The organism is Thermoactinomyces mirandus (genome assembly GCF_013868055.1).
GTDB lineage: Bacteria > Bacillota > Bacilli > Thermoactinomycetales > Thermoactinomycetaceae > Thermoactinomyces > Thermoactinomyces mirandus.
Genome location: NZ_JACEOL010000042.1, coordinates 13,358 through 32,606, shown reverse-complemented (window position 1 = coordinate 32,606; position 19,249 = coordinate 13,358). Strand labels below are relative to the sequence as shown.

18 protein-coding genes are annotated in these 19,249 nt (G+C 47.0%); all 18 read right to left on the bottom strand.

Annotated elements, in window-relative coordinates; all coding sequences use genetic code 11:
* Positions 1-2 precede the first annotated feature (2 nt).
* The 18 genes from rpsC to rplJ all read right to left on the bottom strand — a co-directional run bounded on the left by rpsC (position 3) and on the right by rplJ (position 19,235).
* On the bottom strand, positions 3-665 hold the full coding sequence (gene rpsC, locus H2C83_RS13025) for a 30S ribosomal protein S3 (protein ID WP_181741451.1): 663 nt from the start codon (positions 663-665) through the stop codon (positions 3-5).
* Between the two features lie 24 nt (positions 666-689).
* Positions 690-1,022 carry a 50S ribosomal protein L22 gene (gene rplV, locus H2C83_RS13020; protein WP_181741449.1) on the bottom strand — a complete coding sequence of 111 codons (333 nt, stop codon included), beginning with the start codon at positions 1,020-1,022 and terminating at the stop codon, positions 690-692.
* Between the two features lie 29 nt (positions 1,023-1,051).
* Positions 1,052-1,333 (bottom strand): 30S ribosomal protein S19, encoded by a 282-nt coding sequence (gene rpsS, locus H2C83_RS13015; protein ID WP_181741447.1) that lies wholly within the window; start codon positions 1,331-1,333, stop codon positions 1,052-1,054.
* Positions 1,334-1,375: 42 nt separating this feature from the next.
* A complete protein-coding gene (gene rplB, locus H2C83_RS13010; protein WP_181741445.1) occupies positions 1,376-2,206 on the bottom strand; it encodes a 50S ribosomal protein L2 in 831 nt (276 codons plus the stop codon).
* Between the two features lie 27 nt (positions 2,207-2,233).
* Positions 2,234-2,521 carry a 50S ribosomal protein L23 gene (gene rplW, locus H2C83_RS13005; protein WP_181741443.1) on the bottom strand — a complete coding sequence of 96 codons (288 nt, stop codon included), beginning with the start codon at positions 2,519-2,521 and terminating at the stop codon, positions 2,234-2,236.
* Positions 2,518-3,144: a 50S ribosomal protein L4 gene (rplD, locus tag H2C83_RS13000; RefSeq protein WP_181741441.1), complete on the bottom strand. Its 627-nt coding sequence runs from the start codon at positions 3,142-3,144 to the stop codon at positions 2,518-2,520. Before rplD ends, rplW begins: the two co-directional genes overlap by 4 nt.
* A gap of 25 nt (positions 3,145-3,169) precedes the next feature.
* Positions 3,170-3,799 carry a 50S ribosomal protein L3 gene (gene rplC / locus H2C83_RS12995; RefSeq protein WP_181741440.1) on the bottom strand — a complete coding sequence of 210 codons (630 nt, stop codon included), beginning with the start codon at positions 3,797-3,799 and terminating at the stop codon, positions 3,170-3,172.
* Between the two features lie 34 nt (positions 3,800-3,833).
* Positions 3,834-4,142: a 30S ribosomal protein S10 gene (gene rpsJ, locus H2C83_RS12990; protein ID WP_181741438.1), complete on the bottom strand. Its 309-nt coding sequence runs from the start codon at positions 4,140-4,142 to the stop codon at positions 3,834-3,836.
* 1,124 nt (positions 4,143-5,266) lie between these two features.
* Complete coding sequence (tuf, locus tag H2C83_RS12985) at positions 5,267-6,454, bottom strand: elongation factor Tu (protein WP_181741436.1); 1,188 nt, start codon at positions 6,452-6,454, stop codon at positions 5,267-5,269.
* A gap of 110 nt (positions 6,455-6,564) precedes the next feature.
* Complete coding sequence (fusA, locus tag H2C83_RS12980) at positions 6,565-8,640, bottom strand: elongation factor G (protein ID WP_181741434.1); 2,076 nt, start codon at positions 8,638-8,640, stop codon at positions 6,565-6,567.
* A gap of 37 nt (positions 8,641-8,677) precedes the next feature.
* Complete coding sequence (rpsG, locus tag H2C83_RS12975; RefSeq protein ID WP_181741432.1) at positions 8,678-9,148, bottom strand: 30S ribosomal protein S7; 471 nt, start codon at positions 9,146-9,148, stop codon at positions 8,678-8,680.
* A gap of 45 nt (positions 9,149-9,193) precedes the next feature.
* Positions 9,194-9,607, bottom strand: a complete 414-nt coding sequence (gene rpsL, locus H2C83_RS12970; protein ID WP_181741430.1) for a 30S ribosomal protein S12 — start codon at positions 9,605-9,607, stop codon at positions 9,194-9,196.
* 164 nt (positions 9,608-9,771) lie between these two features.
* Positions 9,772-10,020 (bottom strand): 50S ribosomal protein L7ae-like protein, encoded by a 249-nt coding sequence (locus tag H2C83_RS12965; protein WP_181741428.1) that lies wholly within the window; start codon positions 10,018-10,020, stop codon positions 9,772-9,774.
* A gap of 84 nt (positions 10,021-10,104) precedes the next feature.
* On the bottom strand, positions 10,105-13,719 hold the full coding sequence (gene rpoC / locus H2C83_RS12960; protein WP_181741426.1) for a DNA-directed RNA polymerase subunit beta': 3,615 nt from the start codon (positions 13,717-13,719) through the stop codon (positions 10,105-10,107).
* Between the two features lie 71 nt (positions 13,720-13,790).
* A complete protein-coding gene (gene rpoB, locus H2C83_RS12955; RefSeq protein WP_181741424.1) occupies positions 13,791-17,348 on the bottom strand; it encodes a DNA-directed RNA polymerase subunit beta in 3,558 nt (1,185 codons plus the stop codon).
* Between the two features lie 239 nt (positions 17,349-17,587).
* Complete coding sequence (locus tag H2C83_RS12950; RefSeq protein ID WP_181741421.1) at positions 17,588-18,190, bottom strand: class I SAM-dependent methyltransferase; 603 nt, start codon at positions 18,188-18,190, stop codon at positions 17,588-17,590.
* Positions 18,191-18,315: 125 nt separating this feature from the next.
* Entirely contained in the window at positions 18,316-18,681 is a 366-nt protein-coding gene (gene rplL, locus H2C83_RS12945) for a 50S ribosomal protein L7/L12 (protein ID WP_181741419.1), read from the bottom strand.
* A gap of 41 nt (positions 18,682-18,722) precedes the next feature.
* Positions 18,723-19,235 carry a 50S ribosomal protein L10 gene (gene rplJ, locus H2C83_RS12940; protein WP_181741417.1) on the bottom strand — a complete coding sequence of 171 codons (513 nt, stop codon included), beginning with the start codon at positions 19,233-19,235 and terminating at the stop codon, positions 18,723-18,725.
* Positions 19,236-19,249 lie beyond the last annotated feature (14 nt).

Genomic DNA, 19,249 nt, shown 5'->3' with positions numbered 1-19,249 from the left:
GGTTACTCGCCTCCTTCCGCTGCTCCTTCTTTATTTTTCGTTGGCAGTACTTCACCACGATAAATCCATACTTTCACGCCAATTCGACCATATGTGGTATGTGCCTCAGCAAAACCATAATCAATATCCGCACGCAATGTATGAAGAGGTACAGTCCCTTCGCTGTAACCTTCACTGCGGGCAATGTCAGCACCGCCAAGACGTCCGCTGACCAGGGTGCGAACTCCTTTGGCGCCAGCACGAACCGAACGTTGGATTGCCTGTTTCATCGCACGACGGAACGACACACGACGCTCCAATTGTTGCGCAATACTTTCAGCCACGAGATACGCATCAAGTTCCGGATTTTTCACTTCACTGATATTGATATGAACCTTCTTGTTCGTAAGTTTCGAAAGTGCCTGACGGAGCGCTTCCACTTCTGTGCCACCTTTACCGATAACCATTCCAGGCTTTGCGGTATAAAGGGTAATGTTGACCCGATTGGCGGCACGCTCAATTTCGATGCTGGATACTGCTGCATCTTTGAGTCGTTTTTTAATGTATTCACGAATTTTGATATCTTCGTGCAACAGGTCAGCATAGTCCTTATCAGCATACCATTTGGATTCCCAGTCACGAATGATGCCAACACGCAGACCTACTGGATTAACCTTTTGACCCAAAGCTTCATCCCTCCTTATCGTTGATTACTTTTCAGATACAACTACCGTAATATGGCTGGTTCGCTTATTGATCCGGCTCGCACTTCCCCGTGCTCGCGGCATATAACGCTTCATTGTCGGCCCCTCGTCTACGAAAGCTTTCGCTACAACCAGACGGCTGGTGTCCAAATTGTAGTTGTGTTCCGCATTTGCTGCTGCGGAAGTCAGCACTTTCTCGATAATCGGCGAGGCGGCACGAGGAGTAAAGCGTAAAATTGCGAGTGCCTCGTCAACAGATTTGCCACGGATCAAGTCAATGACCAAACGCGCTTTACGGGGAGTAATCCGCACATAACGAGCTACTGCTTTTGCTTCCATAACGTAACCTCCTCTCTAAACCGAGACCTCTACCGTCTTTTTGTTTTCTTGTCATCACCGGCATGCCCTCTGAACGTACGAGTTGGTACGAACTCACCCAGTTTGTGACCAACCATGTCTTCTGTCACATAAACCGGCACATGTCTGCGACCATCATGCACAGCAAATGTATGCCCGACAAACTCAGGGAAGATAGTAGAGCGACGAGACCATGTTTTGATTACACGCTTCTCATTCTTGTTGTTCAACTCTTCCACTTTTTTCATCAAGTGTGCATCGGCAAATGGTCCTTTTTTCAAGCTGCGGCCCATATGTTCAACCTCCCTTCGAGTGAGGCTTTCTCACAGCCTTTATTACTTTTTGCGACTACGAATAATATATTTGTCAGATGTTTTGTTTTTCTTGCGGGTTTTATAACCAAGCGCCGGTTTGCCCCAAGGAGTCATCGGGGATTTGCGTCCGATCGGTGCACGACCTTCCCCACCACCATGCGGGTGATCCACAGGGTTCATTACAGATCCGCGTACAGTCGGCCGTTTACCCATCCAGCGAGAGCGTCCTGCCTTACCCACATTGATCAGCTCATGATCCAGATTGCCAACCTGACCGATCGTGGCCCGGCAAGCCAGATGAATCATACGGGTTTCGCCGGATGTCAGGCGAATGATCGCGTAATTTCCTTCTTTCCCGAGCAATTGCGCAGAAGCACCTGCGGCGCGAACCAATTGTCCGCCATGACCCGGTTTCATTTCAATGTTATGAATAACCGTACCTACCGGAATATTTTTAAGCGGCAAGGCGTTACCAACGCGGATATCCGCTTCCGGTCCGGACATAATGGTCATTCCGACTTTCAAACCGTTTGGCGCCAGGATATAACGCTTTTCTCCATCTTTATAGTTGATCAGCGCAATGTTTGCAGAACGGTTGGGATCATATTCAATCGTGGCAACTTTGCCTGGAATGCCATCTTTGTTACGTTTAAAGTCAATCAAACGATACTTGCGTTTGTGACCCCCGCCCTGGTGACGGACTGTCAGTTTTCCCTGGTTGTTGCGGCCAGCTTTTTTCACCAGCGAAACAACCAAAGACTTTTCCGGTTTATCCGTCGTAATCTCGTCAAAAGAAGAAACAGTCATGTGACGACGGGATGGGGTCGTTGGCTTAAAGCTTTTCACAGCCATTCATTTTCCCTCCTTCTTGCACAAAAATTATACTTCAAACATTTCAATCGCTTTACTGTCATCAGTAAGCGTCACAATTGCTTTTTTCTTTTCCGGCGTACGTCCGCTGTAACGACCATAACGTTTAATTTTCCCTTTAACGCGCATGGTGTTCACTTTTTCCACTTTCACGCCGAAAATTTCTTCGACCGCTTTTTTCACTTCAACTTTGTTTGCGCGCGGATCAACTTCAAATACATATTTTTTATCTTCCATGAGGTCTGTAGAAGCTTCGGTGATGACCGGTCGACGAATGATGTCGCGTGGGTTTCTCACTGGCCAAGCACCTCCTCAATCTGATTCACAGCTCCACGGGTGAGAATGACCTTGTCATGATAAAGTACATCAAGAACATTCAAGCCGTTAGCCGGAATAATCTTCACTCCGGGAATATTGCGAGCTGAAAGTTTTGCATTATCTTCCACTTGATCTGCAACAATCAACGCTTTGCGATCTACACCCAGATTTTTGAGAACCTTAGCCATTTCACGCGTTTTTGGCTGTTCCATTTTCAATTCATCCAGTACAATCAGTTCGCTATCGTTCACTTTGGAAGAAAGCGCAGATTTGATTGCCAAACGGCGTACTTTCTTCGGCAGCTTGTAAGCATAACTCCGTGGTTGCGGACCAAAGACGACTCCGCCACCAACCCACAACGGGGAACGGATGCTTCCGTGACGTGCGCGGCCTGTTCCTTTTTGTCTCCAGGGTTTTCTGCCGCCACCACGTACTGCTGCACGATTTTTGGTTGCATGTGTACCGCGGCGCAAGGATGCCTGTTGCATTACGACTGCCTCATGCAACACCGCTTTGTTGGGAACAATACCAAAAACTTTTTCAGAAAGCTCGATATCTCCCACTTGCTTACCGCTCATATCTAACACTGCTAACTTTGGCATGGATGCTCCTCCTTTCTTCACTCAATCACTTACCTGCTTTCACAGCAGACCTGATTACAACATAGCTGTTTTTCGGGCCTGGTACTGCCCCTTTGATCAAGAGCAAGTTTTTTTCTGCATCAATACGTACAATTTTCAGGTTTTGTGTTGTTACACGTTCTCCGCCCATGCGACCGGGCAATGTTTGTCCTTTAAACACACGGTTTGGGGCGATCGCACCCAAAGAACCTGGCCCGCGATGATAATGGGAACCGTGGCTCATCGGCCCGCGTGCCTGATTATGCCGCTTGATTGCCCCGGCAAATCCTTTCCCCTTGGAAGTACCCGTTACATCAACGATATCACCTTCAGAAAAGAGATCTGCTTTCACAACACTTCCCAATTCATAATCCGCCAGGTTTACACCGCGAATCTCCTTGACGAATTTTTGGGGTTTCACTCCGGCTTTTTTGGCATGACCGTGTTCCGGCTTGTTTGCACGATGGTCCTTTTTCTCTGCAAAACCAAGCTGGATGGCTTCATAACCGTCAGTCGTAACATCTTTTTTCTGCAACACTACGCATGGACCTGCTTCAATCACTGTTACAGGGGTTACGACTCCGTCTTCGTTAAAGACTTGAGTCATCCCGATTTTTTTTCCGAGAATCCCTTTCACCTTGCACACCTCCTACCATTAACAGAGTGAGAGATTACAATTTGATTTCAATATCGACACCGGATGGCAGATCCAATCTCATCAACGCATCAACCGTTTGCTGAGTTGGATTCATGATGTCAATAAGACGTTTATGAGTGCGCATTTCGAATTGCTCACGAGAATCCTTATATTTATGAACCGCTCGTAAAATCGTATAGACGGATTTTTCCGTTGGCAACGGAATGGGTCCAGAAACACTGGCTCCCGTCCGCTTGGCTGTATCTACGATTTTTACCGCAGATTGGTCCAATACGCGGTGGTCGTAAGCCTTTAACCGAATGCGAATCTTTTGTTTTGCCATGTCAAACCCTCCTTCTCGCCCATTTTTCAAATGAACTTCTCCACGAAAATTTCCCGCCCGGCCATGGCAAAGGGGCCGGGTGTGTCGGCAACCTTCCGTTTCATCGCGTTCATGACAACATTCACGATTATAAAGAAAAAACAAGCGATATGCAAGTTTTTTTCCGTTTCTTTTCGGAAAAATACCGTTTATCTTTGCCAAGGTCCAAAATTTGCCGATATGGAAGCGTTTTGTCGAATTAATCAAACATCAGCAAATAAAACGGTATGATGTTTGTTTTTGGCAAAATACCAATAAGTGATCATAATACAACAATTGATTGTTTGTTTCTTAATTCTGCACAAGAAGGTGAGCTTATGCATCCACTGTTGATGCCAATCAACTGAGCGATGGACGGTTAAAGTTTCATTTCACGCTTTCACCTTGGCCCCCGTAAAAATCTTTGCACATAATTCCCTTCAGAAAATATTTCAGAAAGGAACCCACCTTACAACGCTTTCCCGCCAAAATCATGTTATCTTACATGTCCATCTCCAGGCCGGCGACTGAATTTCCGTTTTCAGTTCCATCGAAACAAATTATTTCAGCCGAACACCGCCTGCATTTACAAAGCCCCCAAAATTCCGTAATCCTGGTGATCCGAAGCCCATGACGGACGCAAGAATCCGCTGGAGATGCCTGTACCGGTCAGACCAATTTGTCCAGTTGACCAGAAGGACAAATCCTGCCTGAAAAAATTGGGGTTAAGAGTAATCCTTGATTTGCGGACAAGTTTTACACCCTGTTCCCAATCTGGAAGGAATCAGCTACCAACGCCAGTCCGTCTGCCGGAAAAAAAACTCCTCGTATATTTTGAAAATACTGATAACAACACGGATCTGCTCAGTCTGAAAGAAGAAGATCTGTGAATTCATTCCTTCTCTGCCTCATCAAACATTTCTACGGATCAGTACTGCCTGGAACAGGAACTGGAGTTGACCGACGACAAAAAATCTTTCTTGCAAAAAAACTTCTTATTTTCCCCATAGCCAAAAACTCTACCAGATGATAGGAACTGGAACTTCCTTTTATTAAAGCAAAGCCGCTATCCAAACGGATAACGGCTTTGTTCGATAAATCATCCATTACTCGATGATTTCGGTAACGGCTCCTGCACCTACGGTACGTCCACCTTCACGAATAGCGAAGCGGGTGCCATCTTCGATGGCGATCGGAGCAATCAGTTCAACTTCCATTTCCACGTTATCACCAGGCATGCACATTTCCACGCCTTCCGGCAACTTGATGACGCCTGTTACGTCGGTGGTACGGAAGTAGAATTGCGGACGATAGTTGGAGAAGAATGGAGTATGACGTCCACCTTCTTCTTTGGAGAGAACGTAAACTTGTGCCTTGAATTTGGTGTGCGGGTTTACGGTACCTGGTTTGGCAAGCACTTGACCACGTTGAACTTCTTTGCGATCAATACCACGCAGGAGAGCACCGATGTTGTCACCAGCTTGGGCACTGTCGAGAAGTTTACGGAACATCTCGATTCCGGTTACAACCGTTTTGCGGGTTTCCGCCAAACCAACAATTTCTACTTCATCACTGAGATTAATGGTTCCGCGTTCAACACGACCGGTTGCAACAGTACCACGACCGGTAATGGTAAATACGTCTTCAATCGGCATCAGGAAAGGTTTGTCGGTGTCGCGTTCTGGTGCCGGAATATATTCGTCGATTGCGTCCATCAGTTCATGAATGGATTGGGCTGCTTCGCCAGTCGGATCTTCAAGTGCTTTCAAGGCAGATCCGCGAATAACCGGCACGTCATCTCCCGGGAATTCATACTCGCTCAGCAATTCACGAACTTCCATTTCAACGAGTTCGAGAAGTTCTTCGTCATCAACCATGTCGCATTTGTTCAAGTATACAACGATGTACGGAACACCAACCTGACGGGAAAGCAGGATATGTTCACGGGTTTGTGGCATTGGACCGTCAGCGGCGGACACAACGAGAATGGCTCCATCCATTTGGGCAGCACCGGTAATCATGTTTTTGACATAATCAGCATGTCCGGGGCAGTCTACGTGAGCATAGTGACGTTTTTCCGTTTCATACTCAACGTGAGCAGTAGAAATGGTGATTCCACGTTCTTTTTCTTCTGGAGCTTTGTCAATTTGGTCATAAGCTTGTGCTTGAGCACCACCAGATTGAGACAAAACCGTGGTGATTGCAGCGGTAAGAGTGGTTTTACCATGGTCAACGTGACCGATTGTTCCAATGTTAACGTGAGGTTTTGTACGTTCGTATTTGGCTTTTGCCATGACTATTAATCCTCCCTTTACTTAGGACTAAGTAATATTTTAATAGATCTATTGTAATCAGTGAAGCGAATTCTTTTCCGCTTCACCAGGTAGTTTATCAGGCTCGTCCGTTATTCGCCAGTTGCATTTTTGATAATATCTTCGGCAATGTTTTTCGGCACTTCTTCATAATGATCAAAGAACATTGTGAAGACGCCGCGACCTTGTGTACGGGAACGCAAGGTATTGACATAACCGAACATTTCAGCAAGTGGCACCATCGCACGAATCACTTGTCCACCACCACGGGCTTCCATACCTTCAACACGTCCGCGACGTGAGTTGATGTCTCCCATTACATCTCCCATGTACTCTTCAGGCACAACAACTTCTACCTTCATGACAGGTTCAAGGAGAACCGGGTTACATTTGTTTTTGGCTGCTTTCAAAGCCATTGAACCGGCAATTTTAAAGGCCATTTCCGAGGAGTCAACATCGTGATAGGATCCATCAAACAGTGTCGCACGTATATCTACCAGGGGATAACCTGCCAAGACACCATTTTGCATTGCTTCTTCGATCCCTTGTTGTACCGCCGGGATATATTCTTTCGGAACAACCCCGCCGACAATCTTGTTCACGAACTCGAAACCGGCTCCTTCTTCCAACGGTTCAAATTCCACCCAGACATGACCATATTGACCGCGTCCACCAGATTGGCGAATGAATTTGCCTTCTGCTTTGGCAGAGCTGCGGAAAGTTTCCTTGTAGGCAACCTGAGGGGCACCTACATTGGCTTCCACCTTAAATTCGCGTTTCAGACGGTCCACGATGATGTCCAGATGAAGTTCGCCCATTCCGCTGATAATGGTTTGACCGGTTTCTTCATCCGTATGGGTTTTGAAAGTCGGGTCTTCTTCAGCCAGTTTGGACAGAGCCACAGCCATTTTATCCTGGTCACTTTTGGTCTTGGGCTCAATCGCAATCTCGATAACGGGTTCCGGGAATTCCATCGATTCCAGGATGATGGGATTTTTTTCATCGCAAAGTGTTTCACCTGTGGTTGTATCTTTCAGTCCAACAGCGGCAGCAATATCCCCGGCATACACCGTATCGATTTCTTGACGATGATTTGCATGCATTTGCAAGATACGACCAATCCGTTCCCGTTTACCTTTGGTTGCGTTCAACACATAGGAACCGGAACTGAGTGTGCCGGAATATACACGGAAGAAAGTCAGTTTCCCGACATATGGATCAGTCATCACTTTAAATGCCAAAGCTGCAAAAGGATGGTCATCGTCTGATTTGCGGGATGTTTCCGTACCATCCGGCAATGTACCCCGGATATCCGGAACATCCACCGGAGACGGCATATAATCGACAACTGCATCCAACAAAGGTTGAACCCCTTTGTTTCTGTAGGAAGATCCGCAAAGAACCGGAATGATTTCAACATTACAGGTTCCTTTGCGAAGAGTTGCCTTTATCTCGTCAACGGTCAGCTCTTCCCCTTCAAGATATTTCATCATCAACTCTTCATCAAGTTCAGCAACCGCTTCGAGTAATGCCGTATGATATTCTTCCGCTTTTTCCTTGTATTCTTCAGGAATTTCGCGAGTTTCGACGGTGGTACCCAAATCATCGGTATAAAAAATTGCTTTCATGGTGATGAGATCGATGATCCCTTCAAAGGTGTCTTCAGCACCAATCGGCAATTGAATCGGAACAGCATTCGCGCCTAAACGTTCACGCATTTGTTCAACCGCGCCATAAAAATCGGCACCAATGATATCCATTTTGTTTACATAGGCAATGCGAGGTACCCGATAATGTTCAGCCTGGCGCCAAACTGTTTCGGATTGTGGCTCAACGCCACCTTTCGCACAAAATACCCCTATAGCTCCATCTAATACACGTAGAGAACGCTCAACTTCAACAGTAAAATCAACGTGACCCGGTGTATCGATAATATTGATCCGATGTCCTTTCCACTGGGCAGTAGTTGCAGCCGAAGTAATCGTGATTCCACGTTCTTGCTCCTGTTCCATCCAATCCATGGTTGCTGCTCCATCATGTGTTTCACCGATTTTATGCACACGACCGGTATAGAACAAAATCCGCTCAGTAGTTGTTGTTTTACCTGCATCAATGTGAGCCATAATCCCAATATTACGTGTATTTTCCAAGGAGAATTCACGGGCCATCGGAAATTTCTCCTTTCATGTTGACAAATATAGTGTATTACCAGCGATAATGTGCAAATGCACGGTTCGCTTCTGCCATACGGTGTGTATCTTCTTTTTTCTTCACGGCTGCCCCTGTATTGTTTGCCGCATCCATAATTTCGTTGGCTAACCGTTCTTCCATGGTTTTCTCACCACGAAGACGTGCGTAGGATACAATCCAACGCAACCCAAGGCTGGTACGGCGTTCCGGTTTTACTTCAACCGGTACCTGGTAGTTGGCACCGCCTACACGGCGCGCCTTGACTTCCAATACCGGCATGACATTTTTTAATGCCTGTTCAAACACTTCCATCGGGTCATTTCCGGAACGCTCACGAATGAGATCGAAAGCATCGTACAAAATACGCTGGGCAACCCCTTTTTTACCATCATACATCAACCGGTTAATAAGCCGGGTTACCAGCTTGCTGTTATAAATCGGGTCCGGCAACGCATCCCGACGAGGTACTGGTCCTTTACGTGGCATGCTTCTCCCTCCTATTCATCCCGTATTGTTCGATCTTAGGCAACATTATTTTTTTGGACGTTTTGCACCGTATTTCGAGCGTCCTTGCATGCGGTTGGCAACGCCAGCCGTATCCAAAGTACCACGTACAATATGATAACGTACACCAGGCAAGTCTTTCACACGTCCACCACGCACAAGAACAACGGAGTGCTCTTGCAGGTTATGACCGATTCCCGGGATATATGCGGTAACCTCGGTTTGATTGCTCAAACGAACACGAGCATATTTACGCAAGGCGGAGTTCGGTTTCTTTGGCGTCATCGTGCCTACACGGGTACAGACTCCCCGTTTTTGCGGCGCACTTTGCGATACGAATTGTTTCTTAAACGTGTTGTAGGTATATTGAAGTGCTGGAGATTTGGATTTGGTTGTTTTGCTTTGACGCCCTTTGCGTACAAGCTGGTTAATTGTTGGCATTTACAGGCACCCCCTTCAACGGAATATTTACGAATAAACAAGTCCACAGATCCAGGTGTTTCATACACCACTATAAAAAACCGAACGACCTTTATTTCAGGAGGCCGACCACAATTTCCATGCAGCCGACCCATATTTTCGTCGCTCATCTTGCAAAGATGACACTATTCGATGATCGCCGCTGTCGCCGCACCAACTTCAATGCCACAAGCCTTTCCCAGCCTTTTCATTGAGTCGACACGTGTCACAGCGATTCCCCGTTCATGACAAAGCGTGATAACCGGTTGTATCACATGCGGATCCGCATCTTCAGCCACAATAACCTGGGTTGCTTTCCCCTGTTCTATGGCCTTTTTGGTTTGCTTGGTACCAATCGTTAACGAATTTGCTTGTTTCACTTTTTCATAAGACATTGTTTCGCCCTCCAAAGTGAGTAATTACCTCCAAGCACACGAGCATATATTACCACCAACAATGAGCAAAGTCAACAACAATCTCTATTCAATCATCACGGTTTCCCTGGACTTGGAATCATCGCTTTTAACCTCATTAGCCAGTTTATATCCCAATGCCCGGTAACGTGACATGCCGGTACCGGCCGGTACCAGTTTGCCGATAATCACATTCTCTTTCAAGCCGAGCAGACGGTCAACTTTTCCTTTGATCGCCGCATCAGTCAGAACACGGGTCGTTTCCTGGAAAGATGCCGCCGACAGGAACGAATCGGTTTCTAGCGATGCCTTGGTGATTCCAAGCAGAATCGGCCGGCCGACAGCAGGATCTCCGCCTGACAGCAATACTTTTCGATTGGCTTCTTCATAGTCATGAATATCCACAACAGACCCCGGCAACAAATCGGTCGAACCGGAATCGGTAATACGCACCTTGCGCATCATTTGCCGAATCATCACTTCGACATGTTTATCATCAATTTCCACCCCCTGCAAACGATACACTTTCTGTACCTCTTGCAGAATGTAAGCCTGCACGCCACTGACTCCTTTAATGCGAAGCAGTTCTTTCGGGTCGATCGATCCTTCTGTCAACTCGTCACCGGCTTCAACAACGTCTCCCACATCCACTTTCAATCGTGCACCATAGGGTACTACATGAACTTTTGATTCTACCATGCCTTCAATTTCAATTTCACGGCGGTCTTTGTTTTCACGGATATCCTTGACGGTACCGGCAATTTCGCTGATTACGGCCTGTCCTTTTGGGTTTCGGGCTTCAAACAGTTCCTGAATCCGCGGCAAACCTTGCGTGATGTCGTCTCCCGCAACACCGCCTGTATGGAAAGTACGCATGGTAAGCTGGGTTCCAGGCTCACCGATCGACTGTGCTGCGATAATTCCAACCGCTTCGCCGATTTCCACCTGTTTGCCCAAAGCCAGGTTGCGTCCGTAACACCTTTTGCATACACCGTGTTTGGTGCGGCATTTGAGAACGGAACGGATGACGACTTCTTCAATACCGGCTTCGATAATTTTTGCGGCTATTTCCTCATCGATCAATTCATTGCGGCCAACAATCACTTCACCTGTTTCAGGATGACGAATGGTTTGGAAACAGGTGCGCCCCAAAATCCGATCATACAGCTCTTCGATCACTTCACTGCCATCGGCCAGTCTGGTAACGGTAATCCCTTTATCGGTTCCGCAGTCCTCTTCACGCACAATGACATCCTGGGCAACATCGACCAAACGGCGGGTAAGGTAACCGGAGTCGGCTGTCCTTAGCGCCGTATCAGCCAAGCCTTTCCGTGCTCCGTGGGTTGAAATGAAGTACTCCAACACGGTTAATCCCTCACGGAAATTGGTGCGAATCGGCTGCTCAATAATCTTGCCGGCAGGGTTGGCCATCAAGCCGCGCATACCGGCCAGCTGGGTAATTTGTGATACATTCCCCCGCGCACCGGAATTGGCCATCATGTAAATCGGATTGTACTCACCCATATTTTTCATCAGAACTTCGGTAATCTTGTCCTTGGCCTTGCTCCAAATGGCGATGACACGCTCATACCGTTCCTCATCGGTAATCAGTCCGCGCCGGTACTGCTTCAATACTTTTTGGACATCTTCATCAGCCTTGGCCAGAATTTCCTGTTTTTCTTCCGGAACAGAAACATCAGAGACAGAAATCGTGATTCCGGCTTTGGTTGAATATTTATATCCCAGCTCTTTCACCTTATCCAGAATCTCAGAAGTGACTGTCGTGCCAAACCGGCGGAAGCATTCGGCAACAATCGCTCCAAGGTTTCCTTTTTTCAACGCACTTGGATTTTCGTTTTTTTTAACAAACTCCTTGATGTCAATTCCTTTTTCGAAAATGAAATACTTGTCCGGAGTCCGTTGGAAATTGGCTTTTCCCGGCTCATTGATATAAGGGAAATCTTTCGGGAAGATTTCATTAAAGATCAGTTTTCCGACAGTCGTTACCAGCAAAGCGTTCTGCTGCTCTTCCGTAAAGGACGTTTTGTTGATGTTTCTGGCAGGAATGGCAATTTTCGTATGCAACGTAATGTATCCTTGCTGATACGCACTGATGGCCTCGCCAATTGAGTAGAAGACACTGCCTTCCCCGATTTCGTTATCCTTTTGGATTGTCAGGTAGTAAGAACCCAGCACCATGTCTTGCGACGGGGTTACAACCGGCTTGCCATCTTTCGGATTCAGAATGTTTTGTGCTGCCAGCATCAACAAACGGGCTTCCGCTTGGGCTTCCGCTGACAGGGGAACGTGGACAGCCATTTGGTCCCCGTCAAAGTCAGCGTTATATGCAGTACATACCAAAGGATGCAACCGGATGGCGCGCCCTTCAACCAGAACCGGCTCAAATGCCTGGATTCCCAAACGGTGCAGGGTAGGAGCCCGATTCAACAGTACCGGATGTTCCCTAATCACTTCTTCAAGAACATCCCAAACTTCCGGGTGAACACGTTCCACTTTCCGCTTGGCGCTCTTGATATTATGGGCCAGCCCTTTTGCAACAAGCTCTTTCATGACAAACGGTTTAAACAGTTCCAGAGCCATTTCCTTGGGTAACCCGCATTGATACATCTTCAAATAAGGTCCAACCACAATAACGGAACGGCCGGAATAGTCTACCCGTTTCCCAAGCAAATTCTGGCGGAAACGCCCTTGTTTCCCTTTCAGCATATGTGACAACGATTTGAGAGGACGATTTCCGGGACCAGTGACAGGACGACCGCGTCGCCCGTTGTCGATCAGGGCATCCACCGCTTCCTGCAACATCCTTTTTTCGTTTTGGACAATAATGTCAGGTGCACCCAGATCAAGCAGTCTTTTTAACCGGTTGTTCCGGTTAATTACCCGGCGATAGAGGTCATTCAGGTCAGAAGTTGCAAACCGTCCGCCATCCAGCTGTACCATCGGTCTCAATTCCGGCGGGATCACCGGAAGCACATCCAAAATCATCCACTCAGGCTTGTTTCCGGAAGAGCGGAATGCCTCCAATACCTCCAGGCGCTTGACGGCACGATTTCTTCTTTGTCCCTGAGCTGTCAGCAATTCCTCTTTCAATGCTTCCACTTCTTTATCCAGATCAATTTCCGAGAGCAATCGCTTGATGGCTTCTGCACCCATCATTGCTGTAAAGGAATTGCCGTATTTTTCGCGGTAAGCGCGATATTCCTTCTCGGATAAAAGTTGTTTTTTCTCAAGCGGAGTGGGTCCCGGTTCAACAACAACGTAAGAAGCAAAATAAATCACTTCCTCCAGCGAACGCGGGGACATGTCCAGCACCAGACCCATCCGGCTGGGAATTCCTTTAAAATACCAGATATGTGAAACAGGAGCTGCCAGTTCTATGTGACCCATGCGTTCACGCCGCACTTTGGCCCGTGTCACTTCAACCCCGCATCGATCACAAACAACCCCTTTATAACGTACGCGTTTATACTTTCCGCAGTGACATTCCCAGTCTTTGGTCGGCCCAAAAATTTTTTCACAGAACAGGCCTTCTTTTTCAGGCTTTAGCGTACGGTAATTGATTGTTTCGGGTTTTTTCACCTCACCACGAGACCAAGAACGGATTTTTTCAGGAGAGGCGAGACCAATTTTCATACATTCAAAGTTATTCACATCGAGCATTGGGCGATTCCTCCCTCAGGATTCATCCCGTTGTGCGTGCGGGATAGCAAAAAGTGATATCCCGTTACGCACTACGATGAAGAGTTGGATCGAACTTTCTCCTCGTCAACTTGTAAATCAAATCCTAATTTCTCACTGGCCGGTTCATCTTCCTCATCCAGTTCACGCATCTCAATTTCCTGCTCGTCTTCGGAAAGAATCTTGACATCCAATCCCAGACTTTGCAGCTCCTTGATCAGAACCTTGAAGGATTCAGGAACACCCGGCTCTGGCACATTTTCACCTTTTACAATCGCTTCATATGTTTTGACACGGCCAACGACATCATCCGATTTCACAGTGAGAATTTCCTGCAAGGTATAAGCTGCACCATATGCCTCCAATGCCCAAACCTCCATCTCACCAAAGCGCTGACCGCCAAACTGGGCTTTCCCTCCAAGCGGTTGCTGCGTAACCAGTGAATATGGCCCTGTCGAACGGGCGTGGATTTTATCATCAACCATGTGTGCCAGTTTGATCATGTACATGACACCCACGGTTACCCGATTCTCAAATGGTTCACCCGTTCGTCCGTCGTACAGAATGGTTTTGCCGTCAGGATTAAGTCCGGCCTCTTCCAGCGTTTCAAATACATCATTTTCCGTAGCGCCGTCAAATACCGGTGTTGCCATATGCAAGCCCAATGTTTTGGCCGCCATTCCAAGATGAACTTCCAGGACCTGACCGATATTCATCCGTGATGGCACCCCAAGCGGATTCAGGACAACTTCGACGGGAGTTCCATCCGGCAAAAACGGCATATCTTCTTCCGGCATAATCCGGGCAATAACCCCTTTGTTTCCGTGACGGCCCGCCATTTTGTCCCCTTCGGAAATTTTCCGTTTCTGGGCGATGTAAACACGAACCAACTGGTTGACACCAGGTGGCAGCTCATCCCCGTTTTCCCGGGTAAAGACTTTGACATCCACAACTATTCCGGCTTCACCATGAGGAACACGCAGCGAGGTATCTCGAACTTCACGGGCCTTTTCGCCGAATATAGCATGCAACAAACGTTCTTCGGCGGTTAATTCCGTCATTCCTTTGGGAGTTACTTTGCCTACCAGGATGTCCCCCGGTTTGATCTCCGCTCCCACACGAATAATTCCGCGTTCATCCAGGTTTTTCAGTGCGTCTTCCCCGACATTGGGAATATCGCGTGTGATTTCTTCCGGTCCCAGTTTTGTATCTCGTGCTTCACATTCATGTTTTTCGATATGAATTGAAGTGTAAACATCTTCTTTAACCAACTTTTCGCTTAGCAAAATGGCATCTTCGTAGTTGTAACCTTCCCAGGTCATAAAGGCAACCACGACATTGCGCCCGAGCGCCAGTTCCCCCTGTTCCGTCGAAGGACCGTCCGCCAGGGTATCGCCTGCCTTGACTTTTTCCCCATGCCGGCAAACAGGGCGCTGGTTAATGCATGTTCCTTGGTTCGAGCGAGCAAATTTCGTCAATCTATATTTATCGATATCACCTTGCACAATACGGCCGTCAACCTCTTCCTCATGACGGACCCAAACTTCGTCTGCCGTAACGCGAACGACGGTGCCAGGCCGTTTCGCACGAATCATTACCCCGGAATCGCGGGCTGCAATATGCTCCATGCCTGTCCCGATATACGGCGCTTCCGGCTTAAGCAACGGAACAGCCTGCCGCTGCATGTTTGATCCCATCAAAGCCCGGTTCGAGTCGTCGTTTTCCAGAAATGGAATACATGCGGTTGCCACAGATACAACCTGTTTCGGAGAAACATCCATGTAATCCACCCATTCCCGGGGTACGTTGATAATCTCATCCTTGTAACGAACAGTCGTCGTTGGATTGGCAAACGTATTGTCTTCATTCAGTGGTGCATTCGCTTGTGCAACGTAATAATTGTCTTCTTCATCTGCAGTCAGATAATCAATCTGATCAGTTACCCGTCCCGTATCAGGATCGACCCGACGGTAAGGTGTTTCAATAAAGCCGTATTGATTTACACGGGCAAATGTCGATAGTGAGTTGATCAGCCCGATGTTTGGACCTTCAGGAGTTTCGATCGGACACATCCGACCATAGTGTGAGTGGTGAACATCACGCACTTCAAACGACGCACGCTCCCGGGTCAAACCACCAGGACCCAATGCCGACAAACGACGCTTGTGTGTCAGTTCGGCCAGCGGGTTGGTCTGATCCATAAACTGAGACAACTGGCTGCTGCCAAAAAACTCTTTAATCGCTGCGATGACTGGACGGATATTGATCAAAGCTTGCGGAGTAATCGCATTGGCATCTTGAATCGACATCCGTTCGCGAACTACCCGCTCCATCCGGGACAAACCGATTCGGAACTGGTTTTGCAGAAGTTCCCCGACTGAACGGAGGCGGCGGTTTCCAAGGTGATCGATATCATCCGTGGAGCCAACTCCATGCAGCAGATTGATGAAATAGTTGATCGAAGCCAGAATATCCGCGGGAGTAATATGTTTGATCGAATCATCAATTTCCCCGTTGGAAATAACCTTGATCACTTTTCCATCTTCATTGGGCGAAAAAATATCGATAGATTGCAGCTCAATCGTACCTTCATCAGGTACTCCCCTGCGCACCTTGAAAGACTTGTGCCCATAGGCATTTTTGCCAGTCAAGTAAGGAAGCAACTTGTCCAGCAGCCGGCGTTCAAGCACTTGTCCAGATTCTGCCAAAATTTCACCGGTTTCGGCATTGACAATAGGTTCAGCCAATTTTTGATTAAGTAATCGATTCTTGATATGAAGTTTTTTGTTAATCTTGTAGCGACCGACATTTGCCAGATCATAACGTTTCGGATCAAAAAAACGTGCGTACAGCAAATTGCGGGCATTTTCCGCAGTTGGCGGTTCACCGGGACGCAACCGCTCATAAATTTCGATAAGCGCTTTTTCCGTATTCCCCGTATTGTCCTTATCCAGGGTATTGCGAATAAATTCATCTTCACCCAGCAGATCAAGGATTTCAGCATCGCTGCTAAAACCAAGAGCACGCAAAAGAACCGTTACAGGGATTTTGCGCGTACGATCAATCCGGACATAAATAATATCCTTTGCGTCCGTTTCAAGCTCCAGCCACGCACCACGGTTTGGAATGACGGTTGCAGTAAAAGTAGGCTTCCCGTTTTTGTCCACTTTCGTGTTATAATACACACTAGGCGAACGAACCAGTTGGCTGACAATAACACGTTCTGCACCATTGATGATAAAGGTGCCTGTTTCAGTCATGAGCGGGAAGTCACCCATAAATACTTCCTGCTCCTTTACCTCGCCCGTTTCCTTGTTGATCAGACGGACTTTCACACGTAAAGGTGCAGCATAGGTTACCTGGTGATCCTTGGCTTCCTCAACCGTATATTTCGGTTCACCCAAACTGTAATCAATAAACTCCAACACCAAGTTGCCTGTAAAATCTTCGATTGGCGAAATATCGCGAAACATTTCGCGCAATCCTTCATCCAAAAACCACTCGTATGATTTTTGCTGAATCTCAATCAGGTTTGGCAATTCCAAAACCTCTTTAATGCGAGCATAACTCCGACGTTGCCGACGACCACACGGGATTAATTTACCAGCCACACAAACTCCCCCCTCGCACCCAGTCAAAGTCGCTCAGTTTTTTTAGCGACAGGTCACAGTAAAAAAAGAAAATGAGTGAAAATAAAACCTCATTTTTACCTAGAAGCAGTCTATTTACCTATTTTATCCAGTTGGAATATTTCATAAACCAACTGGTTTTACACAATTTGTTCATTACTTGTCCTAAAAGAGAAGCCACTTTCTGCAATTTATAACACTATCATAAGCAAAAATTGGTGTCAATCATTTCGTGACCGAATCACCCAATATCCCTTTTTCCTGTCAACGACATCCACACTGGAAAACAGTTGCTCCAATTCCTTTTTCGCAGAAACAGCTCCCTGCTGTTTACGGATAACGATCCATAAAGATCCGCCTGAGACAAGTGCTTTGGATGCTTCTTCAAACATAGCGTAAACCGTTTTTTTGCCTGTTCGGATCGGAGGATTTAACAAAATGTGATCAAACGCTTCTCCTTCGAGGGCAGAAAAACGGTCACTGATCATAATTTTCACCTGATTCTCCACCTGGTTTAACTCGGTATTCTCTTTAGCCAACCGGATCGCACGTTCATTAATATCAACCATCGTCACCTTTACGTGCGGAACCGTCTTTGCAACAGCGATTCCAATCGCCCCGTAGCCACAACCCAGGTCCAATACATGAGACCTCGGCTCAATCTTCACAGTTTCAATCAGGAGTCGGCTGCCAAAGTCTATACCTTTTTTTGAAAAAACACCGGCATCTGTATAAAAGGTAAATGGCTGTCCCAACAGGACAGCACGAACCCGGCGTCCTTCTTCTTGTGCCTCCGGTTTGGCAGAAAAGTAATGATCTGACATGGACTCTGATCTCCTTTTGCGGATGCTTTCGGTCACCGGATACTTGATGGCCGCTTCTTTCCCGGGATGTGTCCGGGCATAAAAGAGAACCCGCCGACCGACGACGGCGGGTTGGCCAGATCCAATTACTTCACTTCTACAGTTGCACCGGCTTCTTCAAGTTGTCCTTTCACTTTTTCCGCTTCTTCTTTGGAAACTCCTTCTTTTACAGGAGACGGAGCATTGTCAACAAGTGCTTTTGCATCTTTCAAGCCAAGTCCGGTAATTGCACGAACCGCTTTAATAACGTTGATTTTGGAGGAACCAGCACTGGCCAGAATTACATCAAATTCTGTTTTTTCTTCAACAGCATCTCCGCCTGCTCCTCCGCCTACTACTGCAACCGGGGCAGCAGCTGTTACACCAAATTCTTCTTCAATTGCTTTTACGAGTTCGTTCAGTTCAAGAACGCTCATTCCCTTAATCGCTTCAATAATTTGTTCTTTAGACATAAAGGAAACCTCCCTACGTTCAAATAAAATTTCGTTCTTTATTAAGCCTCCGCAGCTTCGCCCGCTTCACCGTCTTTATCAGCAACAGCTTTGACAACCAACGCAAAATTGCGAATAGGTGCTTGCAATACGCTAAGAAGCATGGAGAGCAATCCTTCGTAAGATGGCAATTCGGCAAGCTCTTTTATTTCATCAATCGAAACAACTTTGCCTTCTACCATCCCGCCTTTGATTTCCAGCTCTTTATTCTCTTTGGCAAAGCCATGAAGAATTTTCGCTGGCGCAACTACATCTTCATAGCTGAATGCAACAGCGGTTGGTCCAGTTAAATGCTCGTTCAATTCACTTACGCCAGCTTTTTCAGCAGCCCGGCGGGTCAAAGTGTTTTTGAGCACTTGGAAATCCACATCGGCTTCGCGCAATTGTTTGCGAAGCTCATTCATCTGTTTTACGTTCAAACCGCGATAGTCAGCTATAATTGTGCTTTTGCTTTTCTCAAGTTTTTCAGCGATCTCTGCTACAATTTGTTTTTTCTTTTCAATCATTTTGGACACGCGGCACACCTCCT